Source organism: Mesobacillus campisalis (genome assembly GCF_000986785.1).
Classification (GTDB): domain Bacteria; phylum Bacillota; class Bacilli; order Bacillales; family Cytobacillaceae; genus Mesobacillus_B; species Mesobacillus_B campisalis.
Map to the genome: position 1 here is coordinate 58,981 of NZ_LAYY01000017.1, position 26,957 is coordinate 85,937.

Below are 26,957 nucleotides of genomic sequence, written 5' to 3' on the forward strand. Positions count from 1 at the left end.
GGGTGAGGAAGGATTTATATATCATGAGGAAGAATATCATGAGGATAAGTATCATTTGTGTAAAGGAAGATATTGATGACCAGAGATTTCCTAAAAGTCCAAGGCAAAGACGTACCAGGGAATATGCAGGCTTACCTTCAGTACTACAACTTGAACTGCAGCGGGGTGGAGCATTCTCATGAGTTTTTCCGCAGCAGGAGCAATGAAGAAATATTCATCCAGAGTTTTACCCCTGCAGCGCCTAGAGGAGTATGCTATGTTTTGCATGGGTACTTTGACCATTCCGGCTCCATGAGCCAGTTAATCCGGCATTTAACTTCGCTTCAATTCCAGGTTGTCGCTTATGATTTGCAGGGGCATGGCTTATCAACAGGGGATAGGGGAGCCATCAGGACCTTTGATGACTATGTGGATTTATTCAAGGAAATTATGGAGAGATACAGGAAGAAAGCGGACCAGTACTCCGTTGCCATTGCCCATAGCACAGGAGGAGCCATTCTGATGGATTATCTGCTGCGTTATGGAGGCATGATCGAAACAGCCGTATTGGTCAGTCCGCTTGTCCGTTCGCATAATTGGCATATGTCAAGGGCGGGTCTAATCCTGATGAAAAGAAGGGTTACCATGCTGCCGCGAGTATATAAACGGAATTCCTCCAACCTCCACTATTTGAAGCAGGTAAAGGAAGATCCGCTTCAGAACGGAAGGATACCGGTGGGGTGGTTCCAAGCGCTCGTAAATTGGCAGAATGTGCTGGAAAACTATCCTGATTCCGATAAAAAGATCCTGGTTATCCAGGGTGATAAGGATAAAACAGTGGACTGGAAATACAACCTTGCATTTATAAAACGGAAATTTCCAAATTGTGAAATGCGGATTGTAAGAGGAGGCAATCACCAACTGCTAAATGAGCGTGAGGATTTTTTGAAACAAACTTTTAACTGCCTTGACTCGTTTATCATCCAGGGAAATGGGGATTAAAACAAGATCTTGACAGATCCCGAAACAAAGAAAACCGGCAGCCGGCATGTCAAATGCTTTTCCGGCAGCCGGTTTAAAAACTCACATAATGGCCTTGAATGCTTTACTTAAACTATTCAAAAAAGGAACATCCAGTTTGGCGGGACTGCGATTCAGGTAAAAGGCATGATTAGGCTTTATGCCGATAATACTGGGAGAGATCCCCATTATTTGCAGCTCTTTGATAAGCATGATGAAGGCATCGACACCTTCATCTGTCAAAGTACCGACACCATTAAAATCAAACAGAATGTCCTCGTAGTCTCCATCATGTGCTTTATGCATGATTCTTTCCTCGTTTTGCTGGATAAGCTTCTGGTCAAGGTTTCCAAACAGAGGCACAAGAGCTGTACCTTTGGTCAATTTAATAAAAGGGCAGGAAAGGCTTTTGATTTCGTTTAAGCTCTTTTCGACTTGCTCCTTCTTTTCCAAAAGTTCCAAATTGGTTTCAGCCAATCGCAGACGATGTTTCTCCACGATGCTCTCAAGCTCTGCCAGGCGATGGTCTTTCTGCAGGCAGATGATATGGCCTTCGCTTTTATCCCAGACCACACTGACATCGACGAGGGCATAAGGTGAGTCCTTAGTCTTCATGATCAATTCGCCTTCTGCCCTTTCATCCTTCTTGGCAAGAAGCTGAGCAGCTTTATTTCTGCTCTCCCAATCCACCAAGTCAAGGAAGTTGCCGGAAGGTTCATAGATTTCCAGGCTCCTGTCGGATACAGTAAGAATGGCGAAATCTGTGCTGATGCGGAAATAGGGCTGCGGTAAAAATTTAGTAGGACACACTTGATTTCACTCCAGGGGGATGACGCTTAATCCAATCTCTCACGTCCTCCAGATTTTTCATAAAGATCGTCTTCTTTGAGCCATACCGCGAAAACTCATAGTGAGACAGCAGGCGGCCCCCAATCATAACGATTGGGCGATTTGGTAATTTCTCAAGCTCGGCAATATAGGGATTAAGATGTTCGGCATGATACAGAATGGAAAAGGAGAGGCAAATCACATCCGGCTGCCAGTCCACTGCCGTTTTTTTCGCATATTCGAGCGGGAGATTTGGACCGTGGAATCTTGTCGTCCACCCAGCTTCACTGAATAATTGGGAAGCCATTTTGATTCCCAGGTAATGCTGTTCACTTTCGACGCATAGAAACATGGCTTTTTTTGAATTGGAAGGATTCTGTTCTTTCTTTTTCTCCATTTGGTAGCGGGCAAGCAAAAAATCGCAGGTTGAAGTAGCCAGATGTTCGTCGGCCACCGAGATTTTATTGGTTTCCCACAAAGAACCGATATGCCCCATGCCGGCAGTAATGATATGTTCATATATATATAGGCTGTCTTTGCCTTTTTTTCTGTATTCATTGATATATTCCCAGGCCTCATCCTGATTTCCTTCAAGCAGCAGCTGGGCAAGAGCGGCTCCGTGTTCGTGCAAGATTCTCACCTCGATTTGTTATGACTAGCTGTCATTTCCTTTTTTCAGGGAGTGGATTGCACTCTCCAGTATTTCGTTATATTTCGGAGCATTTGCGCGCTCATGCTTGGTAAACGCATTTTGCAGCCTGCAGAAGTTATCAACGAGATGCTCTGTTGCCATTCCGCGGGAAGTGAGTATCCCGTCCAGCCAATGGGCGTAATCAATAAAAGATTGCGGGTTTCCAAGAAAAAGGGCCGTTTCTAAATGTTTTAGATGGTGACCATTATCTTCCCGGCATTTTTCAACTCCGCGTTCCCCGAATTTTTCAAGGAGAACCGGAAAATCCTGATAAATTCCCTGGGTGACTTCGTCAATAATTTCATTTCTTCTTGTGATCGTCATTCAGCGACTCTCCTGTAGCGCTGGACCTTTGGCTTGATGGATGCCAGTTCCTGGTCAGGATAATTTTTTTCCAGTTCGTGAACCTTTTTATACGCATCGCTGGTTATGTAGTTAAGGTAATCTTCTTTCGTTTCCCAGCAGATTTGAACAGTAAGCTCAGAAGGAACCTGTTCGTTCTGCAGCAATTGGAAAGACAGAAACCCTTTATACGTATCTACCAATTTGGATCTATTTTGATAGATGGCAATCACTTCTTCTGCTTTGTCATCGGGTACTGCCACTGTGCTGTGAACAATATACATGAACTGTTCCTCCAATTGTAAAAGGTCAGTGCCAGGCACCGCCATTATTCCTCGCTCTAATAAACCACAGTTAATTATAACCTTATAGTTTCATTGTTTCAAATCTCCCAAATTATGTTTCCACTATGGTCACCTGTGCTGTTGCAGGATGTTGTATAAACTTTCTGCACATTGCGGGAACTGACTTATAATTAAAGGCAACTTGGACTGAACCTCATCATATTCTGTTACGGATGCTGATCTAGGGGAGGAGAAAGAAATGACCGATGGAGCTTACAGAGAGTCATTGGCCGAATGGTTGGAAAATATAGAGCTGGTTTGGGTAAACGCAAGGGAACAGCTGAAGCAAGCGGTCGAAGAAGAGGATCTAAAGGATTGGGAACGCGAGCTGACGTTTTTAAAAGCGGAAACGGAAAATCTGGATGCAATGGAACTATATAACAGGGCAGATGTTCTTCAGAAAAACATGGAGGGTATTTTCCATTTGGCAGGCTTGGAATTGGAGAGGCAGGAGGAGGAAAGGGTTCAGCCTGTACCGATTGGGGGCCATCGTCTGCCCCCGCTTCCGTACCGCTATAGCGCTCTTGAGCCAGTGATAGCAGAGGAAATTATGAGGCTGCATCACACTAAACATCATCAAAGTTATGTAGACGGACTGAACAAAGCAGAAAGAGAAATGAAGAAAGCCAGGGATACTGGGGATTTTGCCTTAATCAAGCATTGGGAAAGAGAAGCCGCCTTCCATGGTTCGGGCCACTACCTGCATACGATTTTCTGGAGCATCATGAGCCCGGATGGCGGCGGGAAGCCAGGAGGAAAACTGGCTGAAGCCATCAATGCCTCCTTCGGCAGTTTTAACAAGTTCAAAAGGCATTTCTCGGAAGCGGCCAAAAATGTGGAAGCAGTTGGATGGGCCATTCTTGTATGGGCTCCCCGTTCCCACCGCCTGGAAATCCTTACCGCGGAAAAACACCAGAACCTTACCCAGTGGGACAATATTCCGCTCCTTGTCCTGGATGTCTGGGAGCACGCCTATTATTTGCAATACAAAAATGAACGGGCAAAATATGTGGATAATTGGTGGAACGTTGTGAATTGGAAGGAAGTTGAACGCCGTTTTAACCAAGCCCGTGTTCTCCGCTGGGAGCCTTTTTAAGCGGAGGGTGGGCATGATACTGCTGTCAACTGGGCATCTTCTCCGATAGAATGCACATAAAAAGAAAACCTCCTGTAAACACTAACGTATGTTCTGGAGGTGTAAATCATGGAGTCAGGAAACTTCGAAAAGATTTATCAGGAATACAAACAGCAAGGTGAAGCCCAGGCAGCAAACGAAATGTCCAATAGCATGCAGACAGGGAAAGAGAAAATAGTGGCAGTAAGGAAAAATGATGAAGGGGATTTGATTGCCTTCAAAACAGACAGCGGGCGGGAACTGGATTATATTACTGCCCTGGATGAGGCAAAAGCAGGATTGCTCCAGCATGTGGATGTGTTCCATAAGTACGGGAGGGATATTCTCCGCAGCGAGCCGGATGGTGTAAAAGAGAATAATCTTGATCAGCTGCCTGAATTTTAATGGCGAGGCTAAAGGCTGCCTGCAAGCTATTTGCCTGGCAGCCTTTTCCGTTGTATTGAGAAAAGTTCTGAATTTAAAAATAATATAGGTTGATAAAAAAAGCATTTAAAAGTAAAATGAAGATGAAATGTTAACGTGAACAAAAAAAGCAACAATAACACGTTTATTTTTTTTGAACTATATTGTTAACGTTAACATGCTGTTGAAGACAGACTCAATTTGGATAGCGAAAAGTAAAAAAGGAAGGTCAAAACATGGTTACAATCAAAGATATCGCCAAATTGGCCAATGTGTCACATACAACTGTTTCCCGGGCCCTAAATAACAGTCCGCTTATTAAGGAGCCGACAAAGCGGAAGATTCTTGAAATAGCTTCCCAGTTGAATTATTCGCCAAATTACAATGCGAAAAGCCTGGTGATGCAGAAATCACACACCATTGGCCTTTTCTTCACCAGTATCAGCACCGGAACTTCACCAAGCTTTTTTGTTGATTCACTTAAAGGTGTGAACAGGGTCATCAGCCAGGATTACAACCTTTTCGTCAGAGGTCTTGATGACTATGATGACTACTCCAGCATCAACCAGCAAAGGTTCGATGGCATCATCCTAATGAGCCAAAGCGTTCATGATAATCCTTTTATCTATCACGTGCTGCAGAAGGAAATCCCCTTGGTGGTCCTGAATCGTGACATTGAAGAAGCCGGCATTATGAATATCCTTTCCAATGATACAGATGGGGCGCGCAAGGCAGTTGAACATTTGGTGGAAAACGGCCATCGGAAGATCGCTATCATTGAAGGAATAAAGGGGTTCAAGTCGACCCAAATGCGCCTGGAGGGATATCAGGAGGCGCTGACTGCTAGTGGAATTCCTCTTCAAAGCGATTATCGCATAAGGGGAAACTATGACATGGAAAGCGGCTATGCCGGTATGGAAAAGCTGCTCAGCTTAAAAGAACCTCCAACTGCCGTATTTTGTTCAAATGATGATATGGCTATTGGCGCAATGAATGCAATATTCGCAAACGGATTAAAAGTGCCTGAAGACATTTCCATTGTTGGCTTTGATGACATCGGTTTTTCCCAGTATACAACCCCCAGGCTTACAACGGTGAAAAGGCCCGTTGAGAAGATTAGCGTCCTTGGGGCAGAAACCGTTTTGTCCCTGGTGATCGGGAATAAGGAGATACCGAAAAAAATCTTTGCCCAGACAGAATTGGTTGTCAGGGACTCGGTTGCCAAGAGGATTTAAGGACATATGGGATATGCAGATTCATAAATACATTAATTCGCGCGTGCAAAGTGAGGGGGAGGAAGAATATGCATCATTTAAATAAAAGCATTTTTAACAAAACAGCTCGTCCGGAAAGGGTTCTTCAATTTGGCGAAGGCAATTTTTTACGGGGCTTTGTTGACTGGCAAATTCAAGTGCTGAATGAAAAAACTGATTTTAATGGAAGCGTTGTCGTCGTCCAGCCGCGGGGCTCCGAAAAGATTGAAAGGCTCAATGATCAGGACGGGCTGTTTACCCTCAATTTGCAGGGCATGAGAGACGGAGAACCGGTTAATGAACATATGGTGATCGATTCAATCAGCAGGGGCATCAACCTGTTTACAGATTACCAGGACTATCTGGAACTTGCAGGGAAGGAAGAACTTCGGTTCATTGTTTCCAACACGACCGAAGCAGGCATCGTTTTTGATGAAGCAGACCAGCTGGAAGACCGTCCGCAAAAGGGCTTCCCGGGGAAACTCACAGCCTTTTTGTATCAGCGCTATAAGGCCTTTTCAGGCGACAGGGAGAAAGGCTGCATCCTGATTCCTTGTGAGCTTATTGAGAACAATGGCGGAAAGCTGAAAGAAGTGGTTCTCCAATATGCCGCCCACTGGAATATTGAGGAAGGGTTCGCTGAATGGATCCATGAGGCGAATACATTCTGTTCGAGCCTGGTTGACAGGATTGTTCCGGGATTTCCTGCTGATTCCTATGAAGAGAAAATTCAGGAGCTTGGCTATCATGATAACCTTTTGGTTGTGGGTGAACAATATCATCTTTGGGTAATCGAGGGGCCGCAATGGATTAAAGAGGAACTGCCGGTTGAAGGAACTGGCCTCAATACTCTGTTCGTGGATGATTTGGCACCCTACAGGACCAGGAAAGTCAGAATCCTGAATGGTGCCCATACAGCGATGACCCCGGTTGCCTATTTATACGGATTGGAAACCGTCGAAGAAAGTGTCAAGCATCCTGAGGTCGGCCTTTTTATAAAGGAAATGATTCACGAGGAAATCATTCCCACGCTTGAAGGTTCAAGAGAAGAGCTTACCGACTATGCAGGGGAAGTGGTCAGCCGATTTGTGAATCCATACATCAAACACTATCTGCTTAGCATATCCTTGAACTCAATTTCAAAGTTTACAGCGAGAAACCTGCCAACCCTCCTTGACTATGTAAAAGAAAATAAAACTCTCCCTAAGAGACTGGTGTTTTCATTGAGCAGTCTCCTATATTTCTACAAAGGAAAAAGAGGCAGCGAAGAAATACCCCTGCAGGACAGCCCGGAAGTTCTTAATCTTTTTAAGACGCAATGGCAGAAACACTGCCAGCGGGAAATCAGCATGCAGGAGCTTTCAGGTGCGCTCTTATCTCATCAGGCATTGTGGGGGACGGACCTGACGCAAATATCCGGCTTAACGGAGGCAGTTGCATCCAGCCTTGAAAAAATTGAAGCGCTGGGAATTCAGGAAGCTATTAATCTTTAAAAAATCATCCACTATCAAGGAGGCGGCCCGAATGAAAGATTTCCTGCAAATCCATCAAAACGACAATATCATTCTCGCATTAAGGGATATAAATGTGGGTGAAACTCTCCAAATTAATGGAAGCAATTTGACAGTAAAAGCGGATATCAGCCGCGGGCATAAAATTGCGATAGCCGAAATTAGGGAGAAAGATGATATTATTAAATACGGATATCCAATTGGCCATGCCCTGACAACCATTCACCCTGGTGAGCATGTTCATACCCATAACACCAAAACCAATTTATCGGGAACCGAGGAGTATACATACGCTCCCAAGACATCGGTTGTTCCATACAAAAATGAACAACGGACGTTCAAGGGCTATCCCAGGGCTAATGGAAAGGTCGGCATCCGCAACGAACTCTGGATCGTGCCTACTGTCGGATGCGTAAATGGCATAGCGGAGAAAATCATCAAGCGCTTTGAAAAGCATGTCGGCGAGAACAGCCCATTTGATAATGTTCTCGTTCTGAAACATAACTACGGCTGCTCCCAGCTTGGCGATGACCATGAAAACACTAAGCAAATCCTGCTTAATGCGGTTAACCATCCCAATGCCGGAGGAGTGCTTGTCCTTGGGCTTGGCTGTGAAAACAATGAACTGCCGGAATTTAAGCGGGCTCTAGGGGCAATCGACGAGAACCGTGTTAAATTCCTCATCTCCCAGGCAGTCACGGATGAAATTGAAGAAGGTTTCAAACTGGTAATGGAAATATATGAATCTGCTAAAGAGGATAAAAGGGAAGAAGTGCCGCTGTCAGAATTGAAAATCGGCCTCAAGTGCGGCGGTTCGGACGGATTCTCGGGTATAACGGCCAATCCGCTGCTCGGCCGTTTCTCCGATTACCTGATCGGCCAGGGAGGAACGACGGTTCTGACAGAAGTACCGGAAATGTTCGGGGCCGAGAAGATTTTAATGGAACGGGCAGCCAATGAAGAAGTGTTCCAAAAAATAGTTTCGCTGATTAATGACTTTAAGGATTATTTCCTCCAGCACAACCAGCCCGTATACGAAAACCCTTCACCCGGGAACAAGGCCGGCGGCATCACGACCCTTGAAGACAAATCACTTGGCTGCACACAAAAGGCTGGAACCTCGACTGTTGTGGACGTTCTTAAATACGGGGAGGTCCTCAAAACGAACGGGCTCAATCTATTGAGTGCCCCTGGCAATGATTTGATTGCTTCCACTGCGCTCGCGGCCGCGGGCTGCCAGATGGTTCTGTTCACAACAGGGCGGGGAACGCCATTCGGGACCTTTGTACCAACGATGAAGGTCTCCACCAATACGCAAATCTATGAGCTTAAGCCGCACTGGATGGACTTCAATGCCGGCATCCTCCTGGAAGATGGCGTTTCGGAAGAACAGGTCCTGATGGAGTTTGTCGATTATATAATCAGCGTTGCAAGCGGTGAATGGGTTAACAATGAAAAGAACGACTTCAGGGAAATTTCCATCTTTAAAACCGGAGTCACTTTGTAATACACGAAATCGATAAATTCTCTATGATTCAACAATAATAGATGCCTTTTGGAGGAGAAGACGATGAAAAAGCTAACAGTGTTAAGCAAACTTTCAGATTGTGGAGTCGTGGCGGTTGTAAGAGCCGATTCCCCGGAAGAAGCGGTAAGGATTTCGGATGCTTGTGTAAAAGGCGGAATTACGGGCATTGAAGTCACTTTTACGGTGGCAGGAGCAGATCAAGTCATCAAGGAACTTTCTGAACAATATCAAAATAACCCAGAGGTTGTAATTGGTGCTGGAACGGTACTGGATGCTGTTACAGCGAGAATCGCGATTCTGGCCGGTGCCGAATTCATCGTTAGCCCTTGCTTTGACCAGGAGACAGCCAAGCTTTGCAACTTATACCAGGTTCCCTATATGCCAGGCTGCATGACCATCACAGAAATGAAAAATGCCATGGAATATGGTTCAGACTTTATAAAATTATTCCCTGGCAATGCTTTTGGTCCTGAATTTGTAAAATCAGTTAAGGCGCCGCTCCCTCAAGCTAATATTATGCCTACTGGCGGAGTCAGCCTAGAGAATGTTGATCAATGGATCAAAAATGGCTGTGTGGCTGTCGGGGTTGGCGGAAACCTGGTTGCTCCGGCAAAAACGGGAGATTACGGGAAAATTACGGAATACGCCCGCCAATATGTTCAGAAAGTTCAGGAAGCAAGAGAAGTAGTTTAATTGCAATAGTGAGAACTGGCTAACGATCTTCCTTTTGGCCAGTTTTTTTGAAATTGACTTTGAACGATAAACGTATGAAAGAGGCCAGTATTTCCGGCCTTCTTTTTTTATGTCGAATATTGTTGACAAACTTGTATAGGCAAGTTAGTATGTATATACAAGTTAATGTTCCAAATATAAAAATACTATACTTTCGAATTTGCAAACGATTTACCGCGTTTAGGTTTTAAGTAGATTCCTTTAAGGAATTAAGGATAAAAATGAAACCCTTAACAAAAGGTAAAAAGAGAAAATTCGGAAGTTAAAATGTGGAAGAATAGGCCGTTTATTGCTTGGTTGGATGTAAACGGTAACAGGAGGATCACAGGATGAGTGTAAAGAAAGAATCAGTTGAAAAAATTGTCCAGGCAGTTGGCGGCAAAGACAATATTGCCGCTGCAACCCACTGTGTGACCCGCTTGCGCTTCGCCCTTAAGGATGAAGGAAAAGTGGATAAGGAAAGCCTGGAAAACATTGACCTGGTAAAAGGGTCTTTCTCAACGAATGGCCAATTCCAGGTCGTGATTGGACAGGGAACCGTAGACAAGGTCTATAAAGAAATGGTTGCCATGACTGGCATTGGGGAGTCCAGCAAACAGGATATTAAAGATGAAGCAGCCAAAAAGCTGAATCCCATTCAAAGAGCAATTAAAACCCTGGCAGACATCTTCATCCCAATCCTGCCAGCGATCGTGACAGCAGGTCTTTTGATGGGTATCAACAATATTTTGACAGGGCCGGGAATATTCTTTGATGAAGCCCTGATTGAGGTATATCCTCAGTGGGCGGATTTTGCCAGCATCATCAACCTGATTGCCAATACAGCCTTCGTGTTCCTGCCCGGACTGATTGGCTGGTCAGCGGTTAACCGCTTTGGCGGCAGCCCGCTGCTAGGGATTGTACTTGGCTTGATGCTTGTTCACCCTGACTTGATGAATGCTTGGGGTTACGGAGCGGCAGATGAAATTCCAACTTGGAACCTATTCGGTCTTGATGTCCAAAAGGTCGGGTACCAAGGTCAGGTTTTGCCGGTACTTCTGGCTTCTTATGTGCTCGCAAGAATTGAAATTGCCCTGAGAAAAAGGATTCCGGATGCATTCCAATTATTGCTTGTTGCGCCTATTGCTTTGCTGGTAACTGGTTTTATATCATTTATCGCGATTGGGCCAATCACATTCGCAATTGGTAATGTTATCACGGGTGCAGTCGTTGGTCTGTTCGAAATCGCTCCAATTCTGGGCGGATTGATCTATGGCGGGCTATATGCGCCTCTTGTTATCACTGGTATGCACCATACCTTCCTGGCAGTTGATCTTCAGTTGATCGGAAGCACTGGCGGAACGTTCTTATGGCCAATGGTGGCACTGTCGAATATTGCCCAGGGTACAGCGGCACTTGCGATGATGTTCGTCCTAAAAGATGAAAAGCTTAAAAGCTTGTCTGGTACTTCTGCTGTTTCAGCTTACCTTGGAATTACAGAGCCGGCGATGTTTGGTGTGAATCTGCGCTTCCGCTTCGCGTTTATCTCGGCCATCATTGGTTCTGCTTTGGCAGGTGCTGTGATCTCGGTAGCAGGTGTCAAAGCCCCTTCCATCGGGGTAGGAGGACTTCCTGGTTTCTTGTCCATCTTCCCACAAAACTGGGGTGCCTTCTTCATTGGAATGGCGATCACCCTTGTCGTACCGTTTGTACTCACCTTGCTGTTCGGCAAACTGCGTAAGCAGAAGTAATTTAAATAGTTCTTGCCAGCTCGGCAGGAACCAAATATAACAAAAGAACGATACCACCCGAACATATTGGCAATCATGTTCAAAATGGTATCGTTCTTTCTTTATAACATTAGGTCAGGAGTGAAGAAATATGAAAGCATGGTGGAAGGAAAGTGTAGTTTATCAAATCTATCCCCGCAGTTTTATGGACAGCAATGGTGATGGAATTGGCGACCTTCAGGGAATCATTTCCAAATTGGATTACCTGCAAAGCCTTGGCATCGATGTGATTTGGCTGTCCCCTGTCTACAAATCCCCGAACGATGATAATGGCTATGATATCAGTGATTACCAGGGCATTATGGATGAGTTCGGAACAATGGGAGACTGGGAGAACCTCCTGGAAGAAGTACATAACCGGGGCATGAAGCTGATCATGGACCTCGTTGTCAATCACAGCTCAGATGAACACCCATGGTTTGTCAAAGCTCGTAAATCAAAGGACAATCCATACCGGGATTATTTTATTTGGCGCCCTGGCAAGGATGGGAAGGAGCCCTCTAACTGGTATTCAAACTTTGGCGGATCAGCCTGGGAGTATGATGAAGGAACGGATGAGTATTATCTCCATTTGTTCTCGAAAAAGCAGCCGGATTTGAATTGGCGTAATCCGCAGCTTCGCGAGGAAGTGTATGCAATGATGAGATGGTGGCTAGATAAGGGAATTGACGGTTTCCGGATGGACGTGATCAATTTTATTTCCAAGCCGGAGACCTTTGAAGACGGTGAACCGAAACCAGGCAAAAAATATGCTTCGGGAAGCAAGATTTACCGGAATGGGCCTCATATCCATGACTATTTGCAGGAAATGAATGCAAAAACCCTTTCCAAGTATGATGTCATGACGGTCGGCGAAATGCCGGGAGTGACACCTGAACTTGCGCAAATGTACACAGCCGAAGAGCGGAAGGAATTAAATATGGTATTCCAGTTCGAGCATATGGGGCTTGATAACGGACCGGACGGAAAATGGGATTTGAAGCCGCTCAATCTCCAGGATTTAAAACAGAACTTGACCAAATGGCAAAAAGCGCTTGAACATAAGGGCTGGAACAGCCTGTATTTCAACAACCACGACCAGCCTCGCTCCGTCTCGCGTTTCGGGAATGATAAAGAGTATCGCGTTGAATCTGCGAAAATGCTTGCCACCCTCCTTCATATGATGAAAGGAACTCCGTATGTGTATCAAGGGGAGGAGCTGGGCATGACCAATATCCGCTTTAATTCCATCCAGGAGTACCGGGATATCGAAATCATCAATTTTTACCGGGAACAGAAAGCAGACGGAGTTCCCGAGGAAAAAATAATGGAGAGCATCTATGCAAAGGGACGGGATAACTCCAGGACGCCGATGCAGTGGGATGCGAGCAGGCACGCCGGCTTTACAACAGGAGAGCCATGGATTGGTGTCAATCCTAATTACCGTGATATCAATGCAGAACAGGCTATTGCTGATGAAGATTCCGTTTACCACTATTACCGCAGGCTGATTCAGCTGCGCAAGTCTTATGATGTCATCGTCTATGGCGAATATGATCTGGTTGATCCAGAGCATCCTGAAATCTTTTCCTATAAGCGGACAATGAAAGGGCAAACCCTCCTCGTCATCTGCAACTTTTATGGGAAAGAAAATAAATTCGAGTGGCCAAACGAAATGAATTTGAATGATGCCAGGTTATTAATCAGCAATTATGCTGAACAGGAAGGCGAAGAGTTGCAGAGAGTTTCGTTAAAGCCTTATGAAGCAAGGGTTTATCTTCTAGTCCATTAGCAAAGCAGCCCCAGGAATGGCCTGGGGCTATTTTGCCAAAAGGATTTGCCGCCTACATCAGGACAATAATAAAATAGTAGAGCAGCATTGTCACAAGACCGAGGGGGACCCCGAAAGCCGCCCACTCTTTGCTTGTGATTTTCAGTTTGTTCGCGGCAATGATATTGGGAATATTGCCGGGAATCAGCATACCCCCGCTTATCAGAAGGCCAAGCAGGATGGCTTGTATCGTAGCATCCTCCATCGCTGGGCTTAATTCTGCAGCAGCCAGAGTGGCATTATCGAGAATGGCTGAAACCATATTGATCCAGTAAAGAATAAGCGGATTGAGCTCGAGAAGATATGTGTTGATCAACGGTTCAAATCCTGATCCTAGGAAGGTCAATCCCATAACAAAAAAATAAATCTTCAGTGCCCTGACAAAAATTTCTTCATAATCCGACCTGCTTCCTCCCTTGGCAGCAGGCCTTTTTTTTCTGGGAGGAGGATGAACCAGAAAAAACGTTAAACAGCCAAACAGGAGAAGGGCAGACAAAATTTCAGGTCCAAGCAGCCTGAATAAATAGAAAAAATCCTCGTTTAATTTGCTTACGGCAATCGTTGATAATGTTTCGCCAATAGGGGTTAACGCGGCTCCGAGCCCAATTGAATAACAGGCCAGAATAACAAATCTTACCTGCGCTTTCCGTTCGAGCCCCAGTTCTTCAACGAGCAGGACGAGAATCAGGGCAGCGATAATAGCAGTAATGACGCTAGAGATCAAGCCCAGGGCGAAAACCGCTGCGGCCGCAAAGATTCTGAAAGGAACGACCCTGCTGAGTAAGAAGATTTGGCTTGCCAGCGGCTGCTGCAGCCATTTGAACAGCAGGCCCGCGCCAAGCACGGCCAGCGAGATGTAGATGGGGTCATAAGCCGCTTTTAAAAATAGGTCAGTATTATAAACCCCGCTTGCGAACGCTGCCAGCAGCCCCATAACAAACAGGAATATTTCCAGGTTCTCTTCAACGGCCTTTACGGTAAAAGGCAGCACGAGGACAAGCAAAAAAATGACTAATAGCCCTGCCATTAACAACACCATCTTTTTTAGTCTTATCCGCATTCACAGCATTTAAGATTTTCCGGGTGGAGGTATCATCCGTGAATGCGGAACAATCTATCCTATGCACCGGCCGGGACAAACTTGCCTTAAAAGTAGGCTAAATGGTCAATAAAAGAATACATTGCTATTTTGCTATAATTTTTAGAAATAAAAGTTTTTTCAGAAAATATTTGAAAAATTTTTTGTCCCTATGATACTATTAAACTCAAAGGATGATGAATATGAAAAAATACAGTTTAAAGGAAAGAATTGTTGAAACGGCTCTCGTGTTATTTGAAAAGAAAGGCTACCATGGAGTAACTGTGGACCAGATTGTTGCAGAATCGGGTTCATCCAAAGGGGGGTTTTACCACAATTTTAAAAGCAAGGACGAATTGCTTTATCACATCCACGATGTCTTTATCTCCTATGTACTTGATAAGGCGAGGGAAGCGTATGACAATTGCGAAACACCGGTTTCCCGCTTATGTGCCATCATCCAGTCATTCACAAAAGTTTTTGACCTTTATAAACCCCACATCACCGTATTCTACCAGGAGAGCACTTATTTAACAGGTGATTTTAATCAGCAGATCAATGAAAAACGTGATAAGTACCGGAGATTGATTATCCAAGTCATCCAGGAAGGGCAGGCAAACGGCGACTTCCGTACAGAGGTGCCGGCGGAGATTACCGCAATGGCTATTATCGGAATGGTCAACTGGACTTATAAGTGGTTCAAGAAAGAAGGGCCGCTATCGATTGAAGCCATCGCAACCATATTTAATGACCTGCTATTGCATTCACTTCTAACCGAAAAAGGAATGAAACAGGAAGAAGTCTATTCCTTCCTCCTCCAAAGTCAGCCTGGCATCAAGTAAGCTGGCTATTATAAAACAAAAAACAGACCGACTGGTCGGTACAAAACAGACCGACTAGTCCGTCCGAAGGGAGAAGAACAATGAATTTTGAATTAACAAGAGAACAGCAAATGCTGAAGGAAATGGTAAGGGATTTTGCCGAAAAGGAAATCAAGCCTTACGCTCGTGAAGTGGATGAGACCTCTAAAATGCGCTATGAGACGTTTCAAAAACTCGGGGAGCTTGGATTGCTTGGAATCCCGTTTCCCGAAGAATACGGCGGTGCGGGCGGGGATACGATTTCCTACATTATTGCTGTAGAGGAGATCGGGAAAGCATGCGGAGGGACCGGTTTGAGCTATGCGGCCAATACCAGTTTGGGAGCAAGCCCAATTTATTATTTTGGAACTGAAGAACAAAAGCAGGAATGGCTGGTACCGATGGCGAAAGGAGAAACAATGGGTGCGTTTGGGCTAACTGAACCAAATGCAGGTTCCGATGCGGGAGGCACAAGAACCAAAGCCGTACTGGATGGCGACGAGTGGGTCATCAACGGTGAGAAGTGCTGGATTACCAATGCAGGATATTCCCGGCAGGTAATTGTAACCGCTGTCACCGGGAAGCGGAATGACGGCCGCAATATCGTTTCTGCGATCATTGTACCAACCGATGCCCCTGGGGTGACCATTTCCTGTAACTACGACAAAATGGGTGTCCGCGGTTCCAATACTTGTGAAATCATCCTGGAGAATGTCCGGGTTCCAAGAAAGAATCTGCTGGGCGACGAGAAAAAGGGATTCAGCCAATTTTTATTTACCCTTGACGGAGGACGCATATCAATTGCCGCCCTGTCTGTGGGAATTGCCCAGGCAGCATTCGAAAAAGCACTTCAATACTCAAAAGAACGGCAGCAATTCGGCCAGTCCATTTCAAAGTTCCAGGCAATCCAATTTAAATTGGCCGACATGGCAATGGAAATCGAATTGGCGCGGAACATGGTATACAAAGCAGCATGGCTTAAAGACCAGGGGAAACCTTTTGGCAAAGAATCCGCTTTCGCAAAACTATTTGCATCGGAAATGGGCTTCCGCGTCTGCAACCAGGCCATCCAGATTCATGGCGGATACGGATATATGAAGGAATATGACGTAGAAAGGCATTTGCGCGATATTAAGCTGATGGAAATCGGCGAGGGTACATCGGAGATTCAGCGCATGGTCATTGCACGGCAATTAGGATGCTAAGTAGGAGGAGAAGAAATAATGACCGAAATCCGCATGTCTGTAGGACAAATGCTGGCTGAAAGAGCCCGCGAAATCCCTGAACAGGAAGCACTGGTCTATCCTGATCGCGGGCTTCGTTATTCTTACCGGGAATTCAATGCAGTTTGTGAGCAGGTGGCCAAAGGCTTGATGGCCCTTGGCATACAAAAAGGAGAAAATGTGGCCGTCTGGGCAACCAATACTCCCGAATGGGTCAGCCTGCAATTCGGCACCGGTAAAATGGGGGCTGTACTGGTGACCGTCAACACGAATTACCGCTCTTCGGAACTTGAGTACCTTTTGCGCCAGTCTGACAGCACAACTCTGTTTTTAATAGAAGACTACCGAAGCAACTCATATATCGATACCATTTTTGAACTTTGTCCCGAACTGAAAACGTCCGAACCAGGCAAGCTGGAGTCCAAGCGTCTCCCGTTGTTGAAAAATGTCATCGTTTTAAGTGAAAACCAATATGACGGAGTCTACAATTGGTCTGACATACAGAACATGGCCGATAAAATCAGTGATGAAGAACTGCAGGCAAGGCAGGATTCGCTTGATTACAATGACGTTATCAATATGCAATACACATCCGGAACGACCGGCTTCCCAAAAGGTGTCATGCTGACACATCGCAACCTGGTCAACAATGCCTATAATATTGCCCGCTGCATGGAACTGACAGTAGCCGACCGGCTTTGCATTCCCGTTCCCTTCTTCCATTGCTTTGGCTGCGTCATCGGAACCCTGGCCTGCGTGTCTGTCGGGGCCACCATGGTACCAGTGCAGGAGTTCGAGCCTGAACAAGTCCTGAGGACAGTAGAACAGGAAAAATGCACCGCCCTTCATGGTGTGCCAACCATGTTCATCGCCGAACTGAACCACCCGAATTTTGAAAAATACGACCTGTCCAGCCTCCGCACAGGTGTTATGGCAGGATCAAACTGCCCAATTGAAGTGATGAAAAATGTCATGAAAAAGATGAACATGAGAGAAATTACAATTTGCTACGGCCAAACAGAGTCCTCCCCGGTTATTACCCAAACACGGACGAATGACCCGGTCGAGCTTCGTGTGGAAACTGTCGGCAGGGCGCTGCCGGACGTGGAAGTGAAAATTGTCGAGCCGGGAACTTCGAGGGAACTTCCTTACAACACCCAAGGCGAGCTATGCACCCGCGGCTACCATGTGATGAAAGGGTATTACAGGAATCCGGACGCGACTCGGGAAGCGATTGATGAGGACGGCTGGCTGCATACCGGCGATTTGGCGGTTATGGATGAAAATGGCTATTGCCGGATAACAGGAAGGCTGAAGGATATGATCATCCGCGGCGGCGAAAACATCTATCCGCGTGAAATTGAAGAGTTCCTGTATACGCATCCAAAGGTGCTTGACGCCCAGGTGGTTGGGGTGCCTGATGAAAAGTACGGGGAAGAAGTAATGGCATGGATTATTTTAAAAGAAGGCGAAACCGCCACGGCAGAAGAAATCAAGGAATATTTCACCGGAAAAATTTCACGCCATAAAATTCCGAGGCACATCTTTTTTACGGATGCCTACCCGATGACCGCTTCCGGCAAAATCCAGAAATTCAAGCTGAGGGAGCAGTCCATGAACCTATTGACCAGATAACCGGAAGGAGCGATCACATTGTTTTCAAAGATTTTAATTGCCAATCGAGGCGAGATTGCAAGAAGAGTCATCCGTACATGCAAAAAGCTCGGGATAAAGTCTGTGGCAGTTTATTCGGAAGCAGACGCCGATTCCTTATTCGTCAGGGAAGCGGATGAAGCCTATTGCGTTGGGAAGCCTCCTGTCAACCAGAGCTACCTGAATGTTGACGAAATCATCGCGGCGGCTAAAAATAGCGGTGCTGAGGCGGTTCATCCCGGCTACGGGCTGCTATCCGAAAATTCAGTATTTGCGAGCAGGTGCAAGGCGGAAGGACTCGTATTCATAGGGCCACCCCCGGAAATCATTGCCTCAATGGGCAGCAAGATTGAAGCCCGCAAAACGATGAAAGAAGCAGGTGTTCCAATCATAGAGGGTATAAACACGCCGCTTGAGAATGAGGAAGAAGCCAGTATGGCAGCAGAGAAAATTGGTTACCCTTTGATGCTGAAAGCCTCGGCTGGCGGCGGCGGAATCGGCATGCAGCTGGTGAATTCGGAGGAGGAGCTTCTTAAGGCTTTCGCCGGAAATAAAAAAAGGGCAGAATCCTTTTTTGGTGATGGTGCAATGTTCCTTGAAAAATACATTGCTGAACCGCATCATATCGAGGTGCAGATTCTGGCTGATACCCATGGGAACATCGTGCCTTTGTGGGAACGGGAATGTTCCATCCAGCGCCGCAACCAAAAAGTCGTGGAGGAAGCACCATCGCCATTCATCAGCGAAGAAACCCGAACAAAAATGCTGGATGCCGCAGTGGCAGCGGCAAAGCATATCGGCTACACAAATGCAGGAACAATTGAGTTTTTGGTAGATAAGGAGCAGAATTTCTATTTCCTTGAAATGAATACAAGATTGCAAGTCGAGCATCCGGTTACGGAAGAAATTACAGGCCTTGACCTAGTCGAGGAACAGCTGAAGGTCGCTGCAGGGGAAAAACTTTCTTTCACCCGGGAAGAGGTTCAGCGGAGAGGACACAGCATTGAAGTGAGGATTTATGCGGAAGACCCGAAAACATTCTTTCCATCGCCGGGAAAAATCACGCAATTCAGCCTTCCGGGCGGTGAAGGCATCCGGCATGAATGCAGTGTGGAAGCTGGCTCCCAGGTAACTCCATTCTACGACCCAATGATCGCCAAGCTGGTCGTGTGGGGAGAAAGCCGGAACCAAGCTTGCGAGCGGTTGAAAAATGCCCTTGAAAACTATGAAGTTGAAGGCATTAAAACCAACATTCCAATGCTCCTGAAAACAATCACGCACGAACAATTTCTAGCTGGCTATACTACAACACAATTTGTTAACGAATATTACTTACCACAATTAACCTCAACCAAGTAAAGGAGAATGCACAATGGCAAAAGTTGAATCAGGGATGGCAGGAAACGTATGGAAAGTGCTAGTAAAAGAAGGTGACGAGGTAAAAGCAGGCCAGGAAGTCGTCATTCTGGAATCCATGAAAATGGAAATACCTGTAAGTGTAGAACAGGACGGAACCATTACCAAGGTGCTTGTAAATGAAGGCGACTTTGTCAACGATACGGATGTCATTGTCGAAGTAGAATAGGAGGCCAGGGCATTGAAACTGCCAAAAAACGTGACAATCAAGGAAGTTGGTCCCCGCGATGGCCTGCAGAATGAAAAGCATCAAGTACCGACCGAGGGGAAGGTTTCCTGGATTGACTCGCTTTCCGTAACAGGGCTTTCCTATATAGAGGTCAGTTCCTTTGTCCATCCAAAATGGATTCCGCAGCTTGCCGATGCCGCAAATGTACTTAAGCAGATCAAGAGGGAACAGGGGCTGACTTATGCGGCCCTGGTTCCCAATTTGAAAGGGCTTGATGGCGCACTTGAAGCGGGTGTCGATGAAGTGAGCGTATTCATGTCGGCAAGCGAGGCCCATAACCGCAGCAATATCAACAAGTCGATCGACGCGACTTACCCAGTCCTTGAAGAAGTGGTCCGGGAAGCGAAGCTGGCGGGGAAGACGGTTCGCGGCTATGTATCGACGGTGATCAGCTGTCCATATGAAGGTTATATCGCCCCCGAAAAAGTCAGGGTAGTTTCAGAGCGTCTTTTTGAAATGGGAATTGATGAATTGTCGCTGGGAGAGACGATCGGCGTAGCGGTGCCGACCCAGGTGGAACAGCTGCTGGAAAATTTGCTGCCGCATTTTGACGCAGGCTCCCTTGCCATGCACTTTCACGATACGAGGGGGACAGCATTGGCCAATATTGTCAAGTCGCTCGAAATGGGAATCACCACGTTCGACAGCGCCCTGGGCGGATTAGGCGGGTGTCCTTATGCTAAAGGAGCATCCGGCAATGTTGCAACCGAGGATTTGCTTTATATGCTTCATGAAATGGGCATTGAAACAGGAGTGGATCTTGATGCCGTTCTAAAATCGGCCCAGCTGATCGAGAAAACACTGTGCAAGCCACTGAGAAGCCGCCAGATGGAAATATTGCGGGGCGAAGGAAAGGAGTGTCTGTCATGAATAAAACTACCACTACAGTTGCTATGGATAAGCGGAGCGACGGAATTGCGGTCGTGACACTGAATCGTCCGGATGCGGCCAATGCCTTATCAGTAAAGATGCTTCACGATTTTAAAGCAGTAATGGCGAGCTTGAAAACCGATAGCAATGTCAGGGTGATCATTCTTACCGGTGCCGGGGAAAAGGCTTTTTGTGCAGGAGCAGACCTGAAGGAGCGCCGCAGTATGAGTGATGCCGAGGCAAAACAGACGGTTCGGCTGATCGGAGCTACAATTAACGAGGTCGAAGAGCTGCCGCAGCCTGTGATTGCTGCCCTGAATGGAGTCGCATTCGGAGGCGGGCTTGAGCTTGCGCTTGCCTGCGATCTGCGTATAGGGGCGCTGGAGGCCAAACTCGGCCTGACTGAAACTTCGCTTGCCATCATTCCAGGTGCAGGAGGAACACAGCGCCTGCCAAGGCTGATTGGTGCGGGGAAAGCAAAAGAGCTGATTTATACGGCCAAACGCCTAAATGCAGAAGAGGCAGCTTCCATGGGAATTCTTGAATATGCCGTTCCCCGGGACCAGCTTCTCGAAAGAGCCCTTGAAATTGCCGGACAAATGGCAAAGAACGGGCCGTTGGCTCTAATACAGGCAAAGAAAGCAATCAACAAAGGAATTGAAGTTGACCTGGCGACCGGCTTGCAAATTGAACAGCTCGCTTATGATGCCCTCATACCAAGCCGGGACCGGATCGAAGGCTTAAATGCATTTGCGGAAAAGCGTCCGCCCAACTATACCGGCCAGTAAGCATACAGGATTTGCAAGCAGGAATTAACACATTGAATGTTCACTGTGAGATGCATGTGTCTGCCTGTATGTTTTGACACCAATATAAAGGAGGTATCTCGATGAACGAGACCCACGCTAAATCAGACTATCAAATAAAAAAAGAGTCCGTCCTTAAGGGGGGCCAAGAAAAATATCATCAAAAGAACGATGAGCAGGGGAAGATGTTTGTCCGCGACCGTCTGAACCTTTTATTTGATAATGGGCTGCAGGCAGAAGATGGCTTGTTCGCGAACGTGCTGGCAGGGGATTTGCCGGCTGACGGCGTTGTCACCGGAATTGGGAAAATACATGGCCGCACGGTCTGTGTAATGGCAAATGATTCAACCGTCAAGGCCGGGTCCTGGGGGAAAAGGACGGTTGAGAAAATCATCCGCATCCAGGAAACTGCTGAGAAGCTGCGCTGCCCCATGCTTTATCTTGTTGATTCTGCAGGGGCACGCATCACGGATCAGCTTGAAATGTTCCCGGGCCGACGCGGTGCAGGACGAATTTTTTACAATCAGGTGAAAATGTCAGGGAAAGTTCCGCAAATCTGCCTTTTATTCGGCCCTTCGGCAGCTGGGGGAGCCTATATACCAGCCTTCTGTGACGTCGTGGTCATGGTGGACGGGAACGCTTCCATGTACTTGGGGTCACCCCGGATGGCCGAAATGGTCATAGGCGAAAAAGTTACATTGGAGCAAATGGGAGGCGCGAAGATGCATTGCTCCGTTTCCGGCTGCGGCGATGTGCTTGCCAAATCGGAAGAAGAAGCTATTGCCTATGCCCGAAAATATTTAACCTACTTCCCGGACAATTTTTCCAAAAAGCCGGCAAGAGAGGAAGCAAAAGCACCAGCTTCTTTCGAAAAGACCATTGAAGAATTGATTCCCAAGAACCAAAATGCTCCGTTTGACATGTACCAGTTGATTGAACGCTTGATCGACGAAGGCTCGATGTGCGAAATTAAAAAATTGTTTGCTGCCGAATTGATTACCTGCCTGGGAAGGATCAATGGCCAGCCGGTCGGCATTATCGCCAATCAGCCGAGGGTCAAGGGCGGAGTTTTGTTCCATGACTCTGCAGATAAAGCAGCCAAATTTATCAACCTTTGCGATGCCTACCATATACCGCTGCTATTCCTGGCCGATGTACCAGGTTTCATGATCGGCACGAATGTAGAAAAAGCAGGAATCATCCGCCATGGTGCCAAGATGATCTCGGCCATGAGCGAAGCAACGGTGCCAAAAATGACGGTCATTGTTCGGAAAGCTTATGGTGCGGGTTTGTATGCAATGGCTGGCCCTGCGTTCGAGCCGGACTGCTGCATCGCGCTTCCTTCTGCAGCCATTGCCGTAATGGGGCCAGAAGCAGCTGTCAATGCGGTATATGCAAATAAGATTGCGGCCTTGCCTGAAGAAGAGCGCGCCGCCTTCACCGCTGAAAAGCGTGAAGAATATCGTGAGGATATTGATATATACCGCCTTGCATCGGAATTGATCATTGATGACATCGTCGAGCCTAACAACCTTCGTGGGGAACTGGCAGCCCGCCTGGATGTTTATATGTCAAAGTACCTGGTTTTTTCCGAGCGCAAGCATGGGGTATATCCGGTATAAGAAGGAAGTTTTGCTGAACCTGATTTGTCCTGACGATCAAAGGAGGGAACTCATGTGAAGAAAATATACACTGATTTTGTTGAAGCCGTAGAAGGAATACAGGATGGAATGACCTTGATGGTCGGAGGCTTCGGCCTGTGCGGAATCCCTGAAAATCTGATTCAGGCGCTAGCAGAAAAGGGGACGAAAGATTTAACAATCATTTCAAATAACTGCGGGGTGGATGATTGGGGCCTTGGGCTTCTGCTGCAAAACAAGCAGATTAAAAAGATCATTGCTTCGTATGTAGGGGAAAACAAGGAATTTGAGCGCCAGCTGCTGGCCGGAGAAATTGAGGTTGAACTGACTCCTCAGGGAACCCTCGCTGAAAAAATCCGTGCTGGCGGGGCTGGAATTCCTGCTTTCTTTACACCAGCCGGGGTTGGTACGCCAATCGAAGAGGGTAAGGAAGTTCGGATGTTCAATGGAAAGGAATACCTTCTCGAGGAAGCTCTTACCGCGGATGTCAGCCTCATCCGCGCTTTCAAGGCTGACAAAATGGGAAATCTTGTGTACCGGAAAACCGCCCGTAATTTTAACGCAATGATGGCGGCAGCTGGAAAAGTGACTATAGCTGAAACAGAGGAAATTGTTGAAATCGGCGATCTTGACCCTAATTTCATCCACTCACCAGGAATTTATGTGCAGGCTTTGATTCAAGGGGAGCAGGAGAAGCGCATTGAGCGAAGAACGACTAGAGGGTAAAGGAGGGGTTTGAAGTTGAATACAAGGGAAAAAATCGCAAGGCGGGCTGAGCAGGAAATTGAAAACGGCAACTATGTTAACTTGGGGATCGGTATGCCGACAATGGTCGCCAACTTTATCTCAGACAACAAACAGGTGGTCCTACAGTCGGAAAACGGGCTGCTTGGCATTGGGCCATATCCTGCTGAAAATGATGTAGATCCAGATTTGATCAATGCCGGCAAGGAGACGGTGACGGCCATACCGGGAGCTGCCTATTTTGACAGTGCGGAATCTTTCGCTATGATCCGCGGCGGCCATATCGATGTGGCGATTTTAGGCGGCATGGAAGTCTCCGAAGCAGGGGATCTTGCAAACTGGATGATACCTGGAAAGATGGTCAAGGGAATGGGAGGTGCCATGGACCTGGTTCATGGAGCGCGCAAAACGATTGTCATCATGGAACATGTGAATAAGATTGGCCAGTCAAAAATCCTGAAACAATGTACCTTGCCGCTTACCGGCAAAGGAGTAGTCGAACGGATTATAACGGACCGGGCCGTACTCGATGTCACTCCGGAAGGCTTGAAACTCGTTGAAGTCGCAAAAGGATTCACAGTAGAGGAAATTGTCGAGTGTACAGAACCGGAATTGATTATTCCTGATGAAGTAAAGCTTGGAGCTTTTTGATTTATTATTTTGCGGTGGCCTCTTCCGGGCGCCGCTTTTCTATTTTAGGAAATGGAGTGCAGAGCTTGCATGCTGCACCAAAAAAATTACTATAAAACAGGGATTTGTCAGCATACTACAAGTAGACGATGAACTATTAGAGGTGATTTAATGAGTGAAAAGCCAGAGGCAACCAAGTTCGATTTGCATACCCACCATGAGCGTTGCGGCCATGCAAGAGGCAAAATTGAAGAATATGTAAAGGCCGCGATTGAGAGAGGACTTGCTGTTATCGGCATAGCAGACCATTCTCCGTTTTTTTCCTATAAGGAAGACCAGGCCTTTCCAAAAATAGCGATGGGGAAAAGCGAGTTTCCTCAATATATAAAAGAAGTTCAGTCACTTAAGGAGAAGTACAGCAGCAAAATTGAGGTGCTGCTCGGCATAGAAGCAGATTTCTTTCCAGAACATGTGGAACTATACCGTACCCATTTCGATAAGTATCCATTTGATTACGTCATTGGTTCTGTCCACCAGGTAGAGGGGAAGAGCATTTTTAATAAAAAGCGCTGGAACGGGTTATCACAGCAGCAAAAGGTAAAAGTGAAAGATACGTACTATGATTTGATTGAGCAGTCCGCCCGCAGCGGAATGTACCAGGTACTCGGGCATATCGACGCCATGAAGGGGTTTTATCCGGAGTTCTCAGACATTCAGACCAAGACCGTGGAGAAAACACTGAAAACAATTGGCGAAGAAGATATCGCCATTGAAATCAATACTTCCGGAAAAACAAAGACAGTAGGAGGCTGGTACCCAGCCGACGAAATTCTTGAGATGGCCAGGCATTATGGAGTCATGGTCACCTTCGGGTCCGACGCCCACGATCCCGAACGAGTCGGTGACGAATTCGACGAAGTAGCCGCGCGCCTAAAACAAATCGGATTTAAAGAATGGTGCTACTTCAGGCAAAAACAGCGCATCAAAGTCCTTCTATAGCCTAAAGGGTGCCTGACCCGCAGATCGGTGAAGCGCTGAAGCAGTAAAGGGATGTACTAAGGAGCCAGCATAAAGCGGGACGAAAAAAGCACCTCAAAGAAGGTACTATGAGAGACTATGCTGGCCGCTCCCTTGACAGATAGGACAAATGTCGGTATCTTCCCAGCTTAAAAAGTCGCACGAGCACTTTTGGCAGCTGAGTGGTAGGAAGGTTGCCACCAATTCTAAAGCTCTCTGCAAATCCGGTTTCACACGCAGCGCATTATCCCGGCATACGTCCATACAAAGCGAGCATCCATTGCAATTACCAGTATCGATGACCAAAAGACTTCCATTAGTCATGAACACTTTACCAGGACAGAGGCGGAAACAAGTCTCACAAAGCGTGCATTTTTCAGAGTCAAGGTGAACCTGGAAAAAAGCCCATCCCTCAAACATTCCGGCTCGCTTGAATTTATCTTGATCAAATCGCCACTTAGCTGGTGTAACGGTAGAGAGCGCAAGGTTCTTGCCGTCTTTGGCAAGCTTGCTGAAAAAATCCCTCCTGGACAGCCTTGTTTGTCCTTTTAGGTCATGTACTGGTCCCGTAACAACCTGGAACAGATTTGTATTTATTTTTTCAAGAATCTCATTCGTTTCGTCAATGAGAATCTGCATTTCCGAACCACCCTTTGGGATGGCAATCGTCCGTATTCCTTTTTTATAAAAATGGAAAAGCTCATATTTTGTCGGCTGCAGGTCTTCACCGAGCACCAGCGTGTCGCCGATCGTTTTTCGATTAGGCGACAGGCCTTCAATAGCCTGGACCGGACAGGAGGGAATGCAAAGGCCGCAGCCATTGCATTGTTCTTTAACAATTTGAACGCCGCTTTTTTCTATAATAATTGCGTTTTTTTCGCAACTTTCCTTACAGGCCGTACATGTGCTGAGCGGACTGGCATTCCTTACGCACTGTCCTCCAGCTTTAATGTCATAGGTGAGGCTCTCCAGCCAATTCATCAATAGCGGCATATCGTCACCTTCTTCTATTAATCTATCTTTATTTTATCGCTTTTTAGCTGCTATTCCATCCATGTTCCCTGTATTTCCACACCTTTTTAACATCTTGGCCATAAATTTGAGATGAGGTTGCATTGTTTTTTTTCTGTTCAAATAAGCAATTGTAAAATGTTTCTATTGTACATTTACTAGAAGGGTGTTATTCTAATTTAGCTGCTCAAACAGCATGGAACAAAATATCAATTGCCGTTGCTTTTTTAAATTAAACTTTTAAAAAGTGTTGACAGGTTGATACAAACTATGGTAAGATATAAAAGTTGTCGCTGAAACAGACAACGATTTGTTCTTTGAAAACTAAACAAACAAGCGTCAACAAACAATATTATCGTGTTTCTTCTATATAATAGAGATTCACGAGCCAACGTTTTAAATTATGAGCTTACTCATACTCTTTATTGGAGAGTTT

General features: G+C 46.3%; 26 protein-coding genes. 20 read left to right on the forward strand and 6 right to left on the reverse strand.

The window, feature by feature from the left end:
* The first annotated feature begins 75 nt into the window (after positions 1–75).
* The gene (locus WQ57_RS15620; RefSeq protein ID WP_046524695.1) at positions 76–981 is read left to right on the forward strand and encodes an alpha/beta hydrolase; all 906 of its coding nucleotides are present in this window, start codon (positions 76–78) and stop codon (positions 979–981) included.
* An 81-nt stretch (positions 982–1,062) separates the two neighbouring features.
* Here WQ57_RS15620 and WQ57_RS15625 read toward each other — a convergent pair whose 3' ends face one another.
* Genes WQ57_RS15625 through WQ57_RS15640 form a run of 4 tightly spaced genes read right to left on the reverse strand, consistent with a single transcriptional unit; the run spans position 1,063 to position 3,144 of the window.
* Positions 1,063–1,809, reverse strand: coding sequence for an STAS domain-containing protein (locus tag WQ57_RS15625; protein WP_046524696.1), 747 nt, complete (start codon positions 1,807–1,809; stop codon positions 1,063–1,065).
* Complete coding sequence (locus WQ57_RS15630) at positions 1,796–2,458, reverse strand: cobalamin B12-binding domain-containing protein (protein ID WP_046524697.1); 663 nt, start codon at positions 2,456–2,458, stop codon at positions 1,796–1,798. The genes WQ57_RS15625 and WQ57_RS15630 overlap by 14 nt, the downstream gene beginning before the upstream one ends.
* A 24-nt stretch (positions 2,459–2,482) precedes the next feature.
* Positions 2,483–2,842, reverse strand: a complete 360-nt coding sequence (locus WQ57_RS15635; protein WP_046524698.1) for a hypothetical protein — start codon at positions 2,840–2,842, stop codon at positions 2,483–2,485.
* Entirely contained in the window at positions 2,839–3,144 is a 306-nt protein-coding gene (locus WQ57_RS15640; protein WP_046524699.1) for an antibiotic biosynthesis monooxygenase family protein, read from the reverse strand. Before WQ57_RS15640 ends, WQ57_RS15635 begins: the two co-directional genes overlap by 4 nt.
* Before the next feature lie 259 nt (positions 3,145–3,403).
* Here WQ57_RS15640 and WQ57_RS15645 point away from each other — a divergent pair, with 259 nt between their 5' ends.
* From WQ57_RS15645 to WQ57_RS15680, 8 genes are all read left to right on the forward strand, one after another.
* Entirely contained in the window at positions 3,404–4,300 is an 897-nt protein-coding gene (locus WQ57_RS15645; protein ID WP_046524700.1) for a superoxide dismutase, read from the forward strand.
* 108 nt (positions 4,301–4,408) lie between these two features.
* Positions 4,409–4,723 (forward strand): DUF3892 domain-containing protein, encoded by a 315-nt coding sequence (locus WQ57_RS15650; RefSeq protein WP_046524701.1) that lies wholly within the window; start codon positions 4,409–4,411, stop codon positions 4,721–4,723.
* A 254-nt stretch (positions 4,724–4,977) separates the two neighbouring features.
* A complete protein-coding gene (locus WQ57_RS15655) occupies positions 4,978–5,976 on the forward strand; it encodes a LacI family DNA-binding transcriptional regulator (protein WP_046524702.1) in 999 nt (332 codons plus the stop codon).
* A gap of 68 nt (positions 5,977–6,044) precedes the next feature.
* Entirely contained in the window at positions 6,045–7,487 is a 1,443-nt protein-coding gene (locus tag WQ57_RS15660; RefSeq protein ID WP_046524703.1) for a tagaturonate reductase, read from the forward strand.
* A gap of 31 nt (positions 7,488–7,518) precedes the next feature.
* Positions 7,519–9,012, forward strand: coding sequence for a UxaA family hydrolase (locus WQ57_RS15665; RefSeq protein ID WP_046524704.1), 1,494 nt, complete (start codon positions 7,519–7,521; stop codon positions 9,010–9,012).
* Between the two features lie 63 nt (positions 9,013–9,075).
* A complete protein-coding gene (locus WQ57_RS15670) occupies positions 9,076–9,726 on the forward strand; it encodes a bifunctional 4-hydroxy-2-oxoglutarate aldolase/2-dehydro-3-deoxy-phosphogluconate aldolase (RefSeq protein WP_046524705.1) in 651 nt (216 codons plus the stop codon).
* Between the two features lie 368 nt (positions 9,727–10,094).
* Positions 10,095–11,495, forward strand: a complete 1,401-nt coding sequence (gene treP, locus WQ57_RS15675) for a PTS system trehalose-specific EIIBC component (protein ID WP_046524706.1) — start codon at positions 10,095–10,097, stop codon at positions 11,493–11,495.
* 130 nt (positions 11,496–11,625) lie between these two features.
* Entirely contained in the window at positions 11,626–13,305 is a 1,680-nt protein-coding gene (locus tag WQ57_RS15680; protein WP_046524707.1) for a glycoside hydrolase family 13 protein, read from the forward strand.
* A 52-nt stretch (positions 13,306–13,357) separates the two neighbouring features.
* On the opposite strand, the gene WQ57_RS15685 is transcribed toward WQ57_RS15680, so the two are convergent.
* Positions 13,358–14,371 (reverse strand): DUF1646 family protein, encoded by a 1,014-nt coding sequence (locus WQ57_RS15685; RefSeq protein WP_241481556.1) that lies wholly within the window; start codon positions 14,369–14,371, stop codon positions 13,358–13,360.
* A 254-nt stretch (positions 14,372–14,625) separates the two neighbouring features.
* Between WQ57_RS15685 and WQ57_RS15690 the strand changes: the two genes are divergently transcribed.
* The 11 genes from WQ57_RS15690 (at position 14,626) to WQ57_RS15740 (ending at position 25,492) form a co-directional block, all read left to right on the forward strand.
* Entirely contained in the window at positions 14,626–15,264 is a 639-nt protein-coding gene (locus tag WQ57_RS15690; RefSeq protein WP_046524709.1) for a TetR/AcrR family transcriptional regulator, read from the forward strand.
* Positions 15,265–15,344: 80 nt separating this feature from the next.
* On the forward strand, positions 15,345–16,487 hold the full coding sequence (locus WQ57_RS15695) for an acyl-CoA dehydrogenase (protein WP_046524710.1): 1,143 nt from the start codon (positions 15,345–15,347) through the stop codon (positions 16,485–16,487).
* 18 nt (positions 16,488–16,505) lie between these two features.
* On the forward strand, positions 16,506–18,140 hold the full coding sequence (locus tag WQ57_RS15700; RefSeq protein ID WP_046524711.1) for an AMP-binding protein: 1,635 nt from the start codon (positions 16,506–16,508) through the stop codon (positions 18,138–18,140).
* 18 nt (positions 18,141–18,158) lie between these two features.
* Complete coding sequence (locus WQ57_RS15705) at positions 18,159–19,517, forward strand: acetyl-CoA carboxylase biotin carboxylase subunit (RefSeq protein ID WP_046524712.1); 1,359 nt, start codon at positions 18,159–18,161, stop codon at positions 19,515–19,517.
* Between the two features lie 13 nt (positions 19,518–19,530).
* The gene (locus tag WQ57_RS15710; RefSeq protein WP_046524713.1) at positions 19,531–19,743 is read left to right on the forward strand and encodes an acetyl-CoA carboxylase biotin carboxyl carrier protein subunit; all 213 of its coding nucleotides are present in this window, start codon (positions 19,531–19,533) and stop codon (positions 19,741–19,743) included.
* Between the two features lie 12 nt (positions 19,744–19,755).
* Positions 19,756–20,673, forward strand: coding sequence for a hydroxymethylglutaryl-CoA lyase (locus tag WQ57_RS15715; protein ID WP_046524714.1), 918 nt, complete (start codon positions 19,756–19,758; stop codon positions 20,671–20,673).
* Positions 20,670–21,461, forward strand: a complete 792-nt coding sequence (locus tag WQ57_RS15720; protein WP_046524715.1) for an enoyl-CoA hydratase — start codon at positions 20,670–20,672, stop codon at positions 21,459–21,461. The genes WQ57_RS15715 and WQ57_RS15720 overlap by 4 nt, the downstream gene beginning before the upstream one ends.
* 101 nt (positions 21,462–21,562) lie before the next feature.
* Complete coding sequence (locus tag WQ57_RS15725; RefSeq protein ID WP_046524716.1) at positions 21,563–23,101, forward strand: acyl-CoA carboxylase subunit beta; 1,539 nt, start codon at positions 21,563–21,565, stop codon at positions 23,099–23,101.
* 54 nt (positions 23,102–23,155) lie between these two features.
* Entirely contained in the window at positions 23,156–23,845 is a 690-nt protein-coding gene (locus tag WQ57_RS15730; protein WP_046524717.1) for a CoA transferase subunit A, read from the forward strand.
* 9 nt (positions 23,846–23,854) lie between these two features.
* Positions 23,855–24,514: a CoA transferase subunit B gene (locus WQ57_RS15735; protein WP_046524718.1), complete on the forward strand. Its 660-nt coding sequence runs from the start codon at positions 23,855–23,857 to the stop codon at positions 24,512–24,514.
* Between the two features lie 150 nt (positions 24,515–24,664).
* A complete protein-coding gene (locus WQ57_RS15740; protein WP_046524719.1) occupies positions 24,665–25,492 on the forward strand; it encodes a histidinol-phosphatase in 828 nt (275 codons plus the stop codon).
* Between the two features lie 105 nt (positions 25,493–25,597).
* Here WQ57_RS15740 and WQ57_RS15745 read toward each other — a convergent pair whose 3' ends face one another.
* A complete protein-coding gene (locus WQ57_RS15745; RefSeq protein ID WP_046524720.1) occupies positions 25,598–26,503 on the reverse strand; it encodes a 4Fe-4S binding protein in 906 nt (301 codons plus the stop codon).
* Positions 26,504–26,957: the final 454 nt, after the last annotated feature.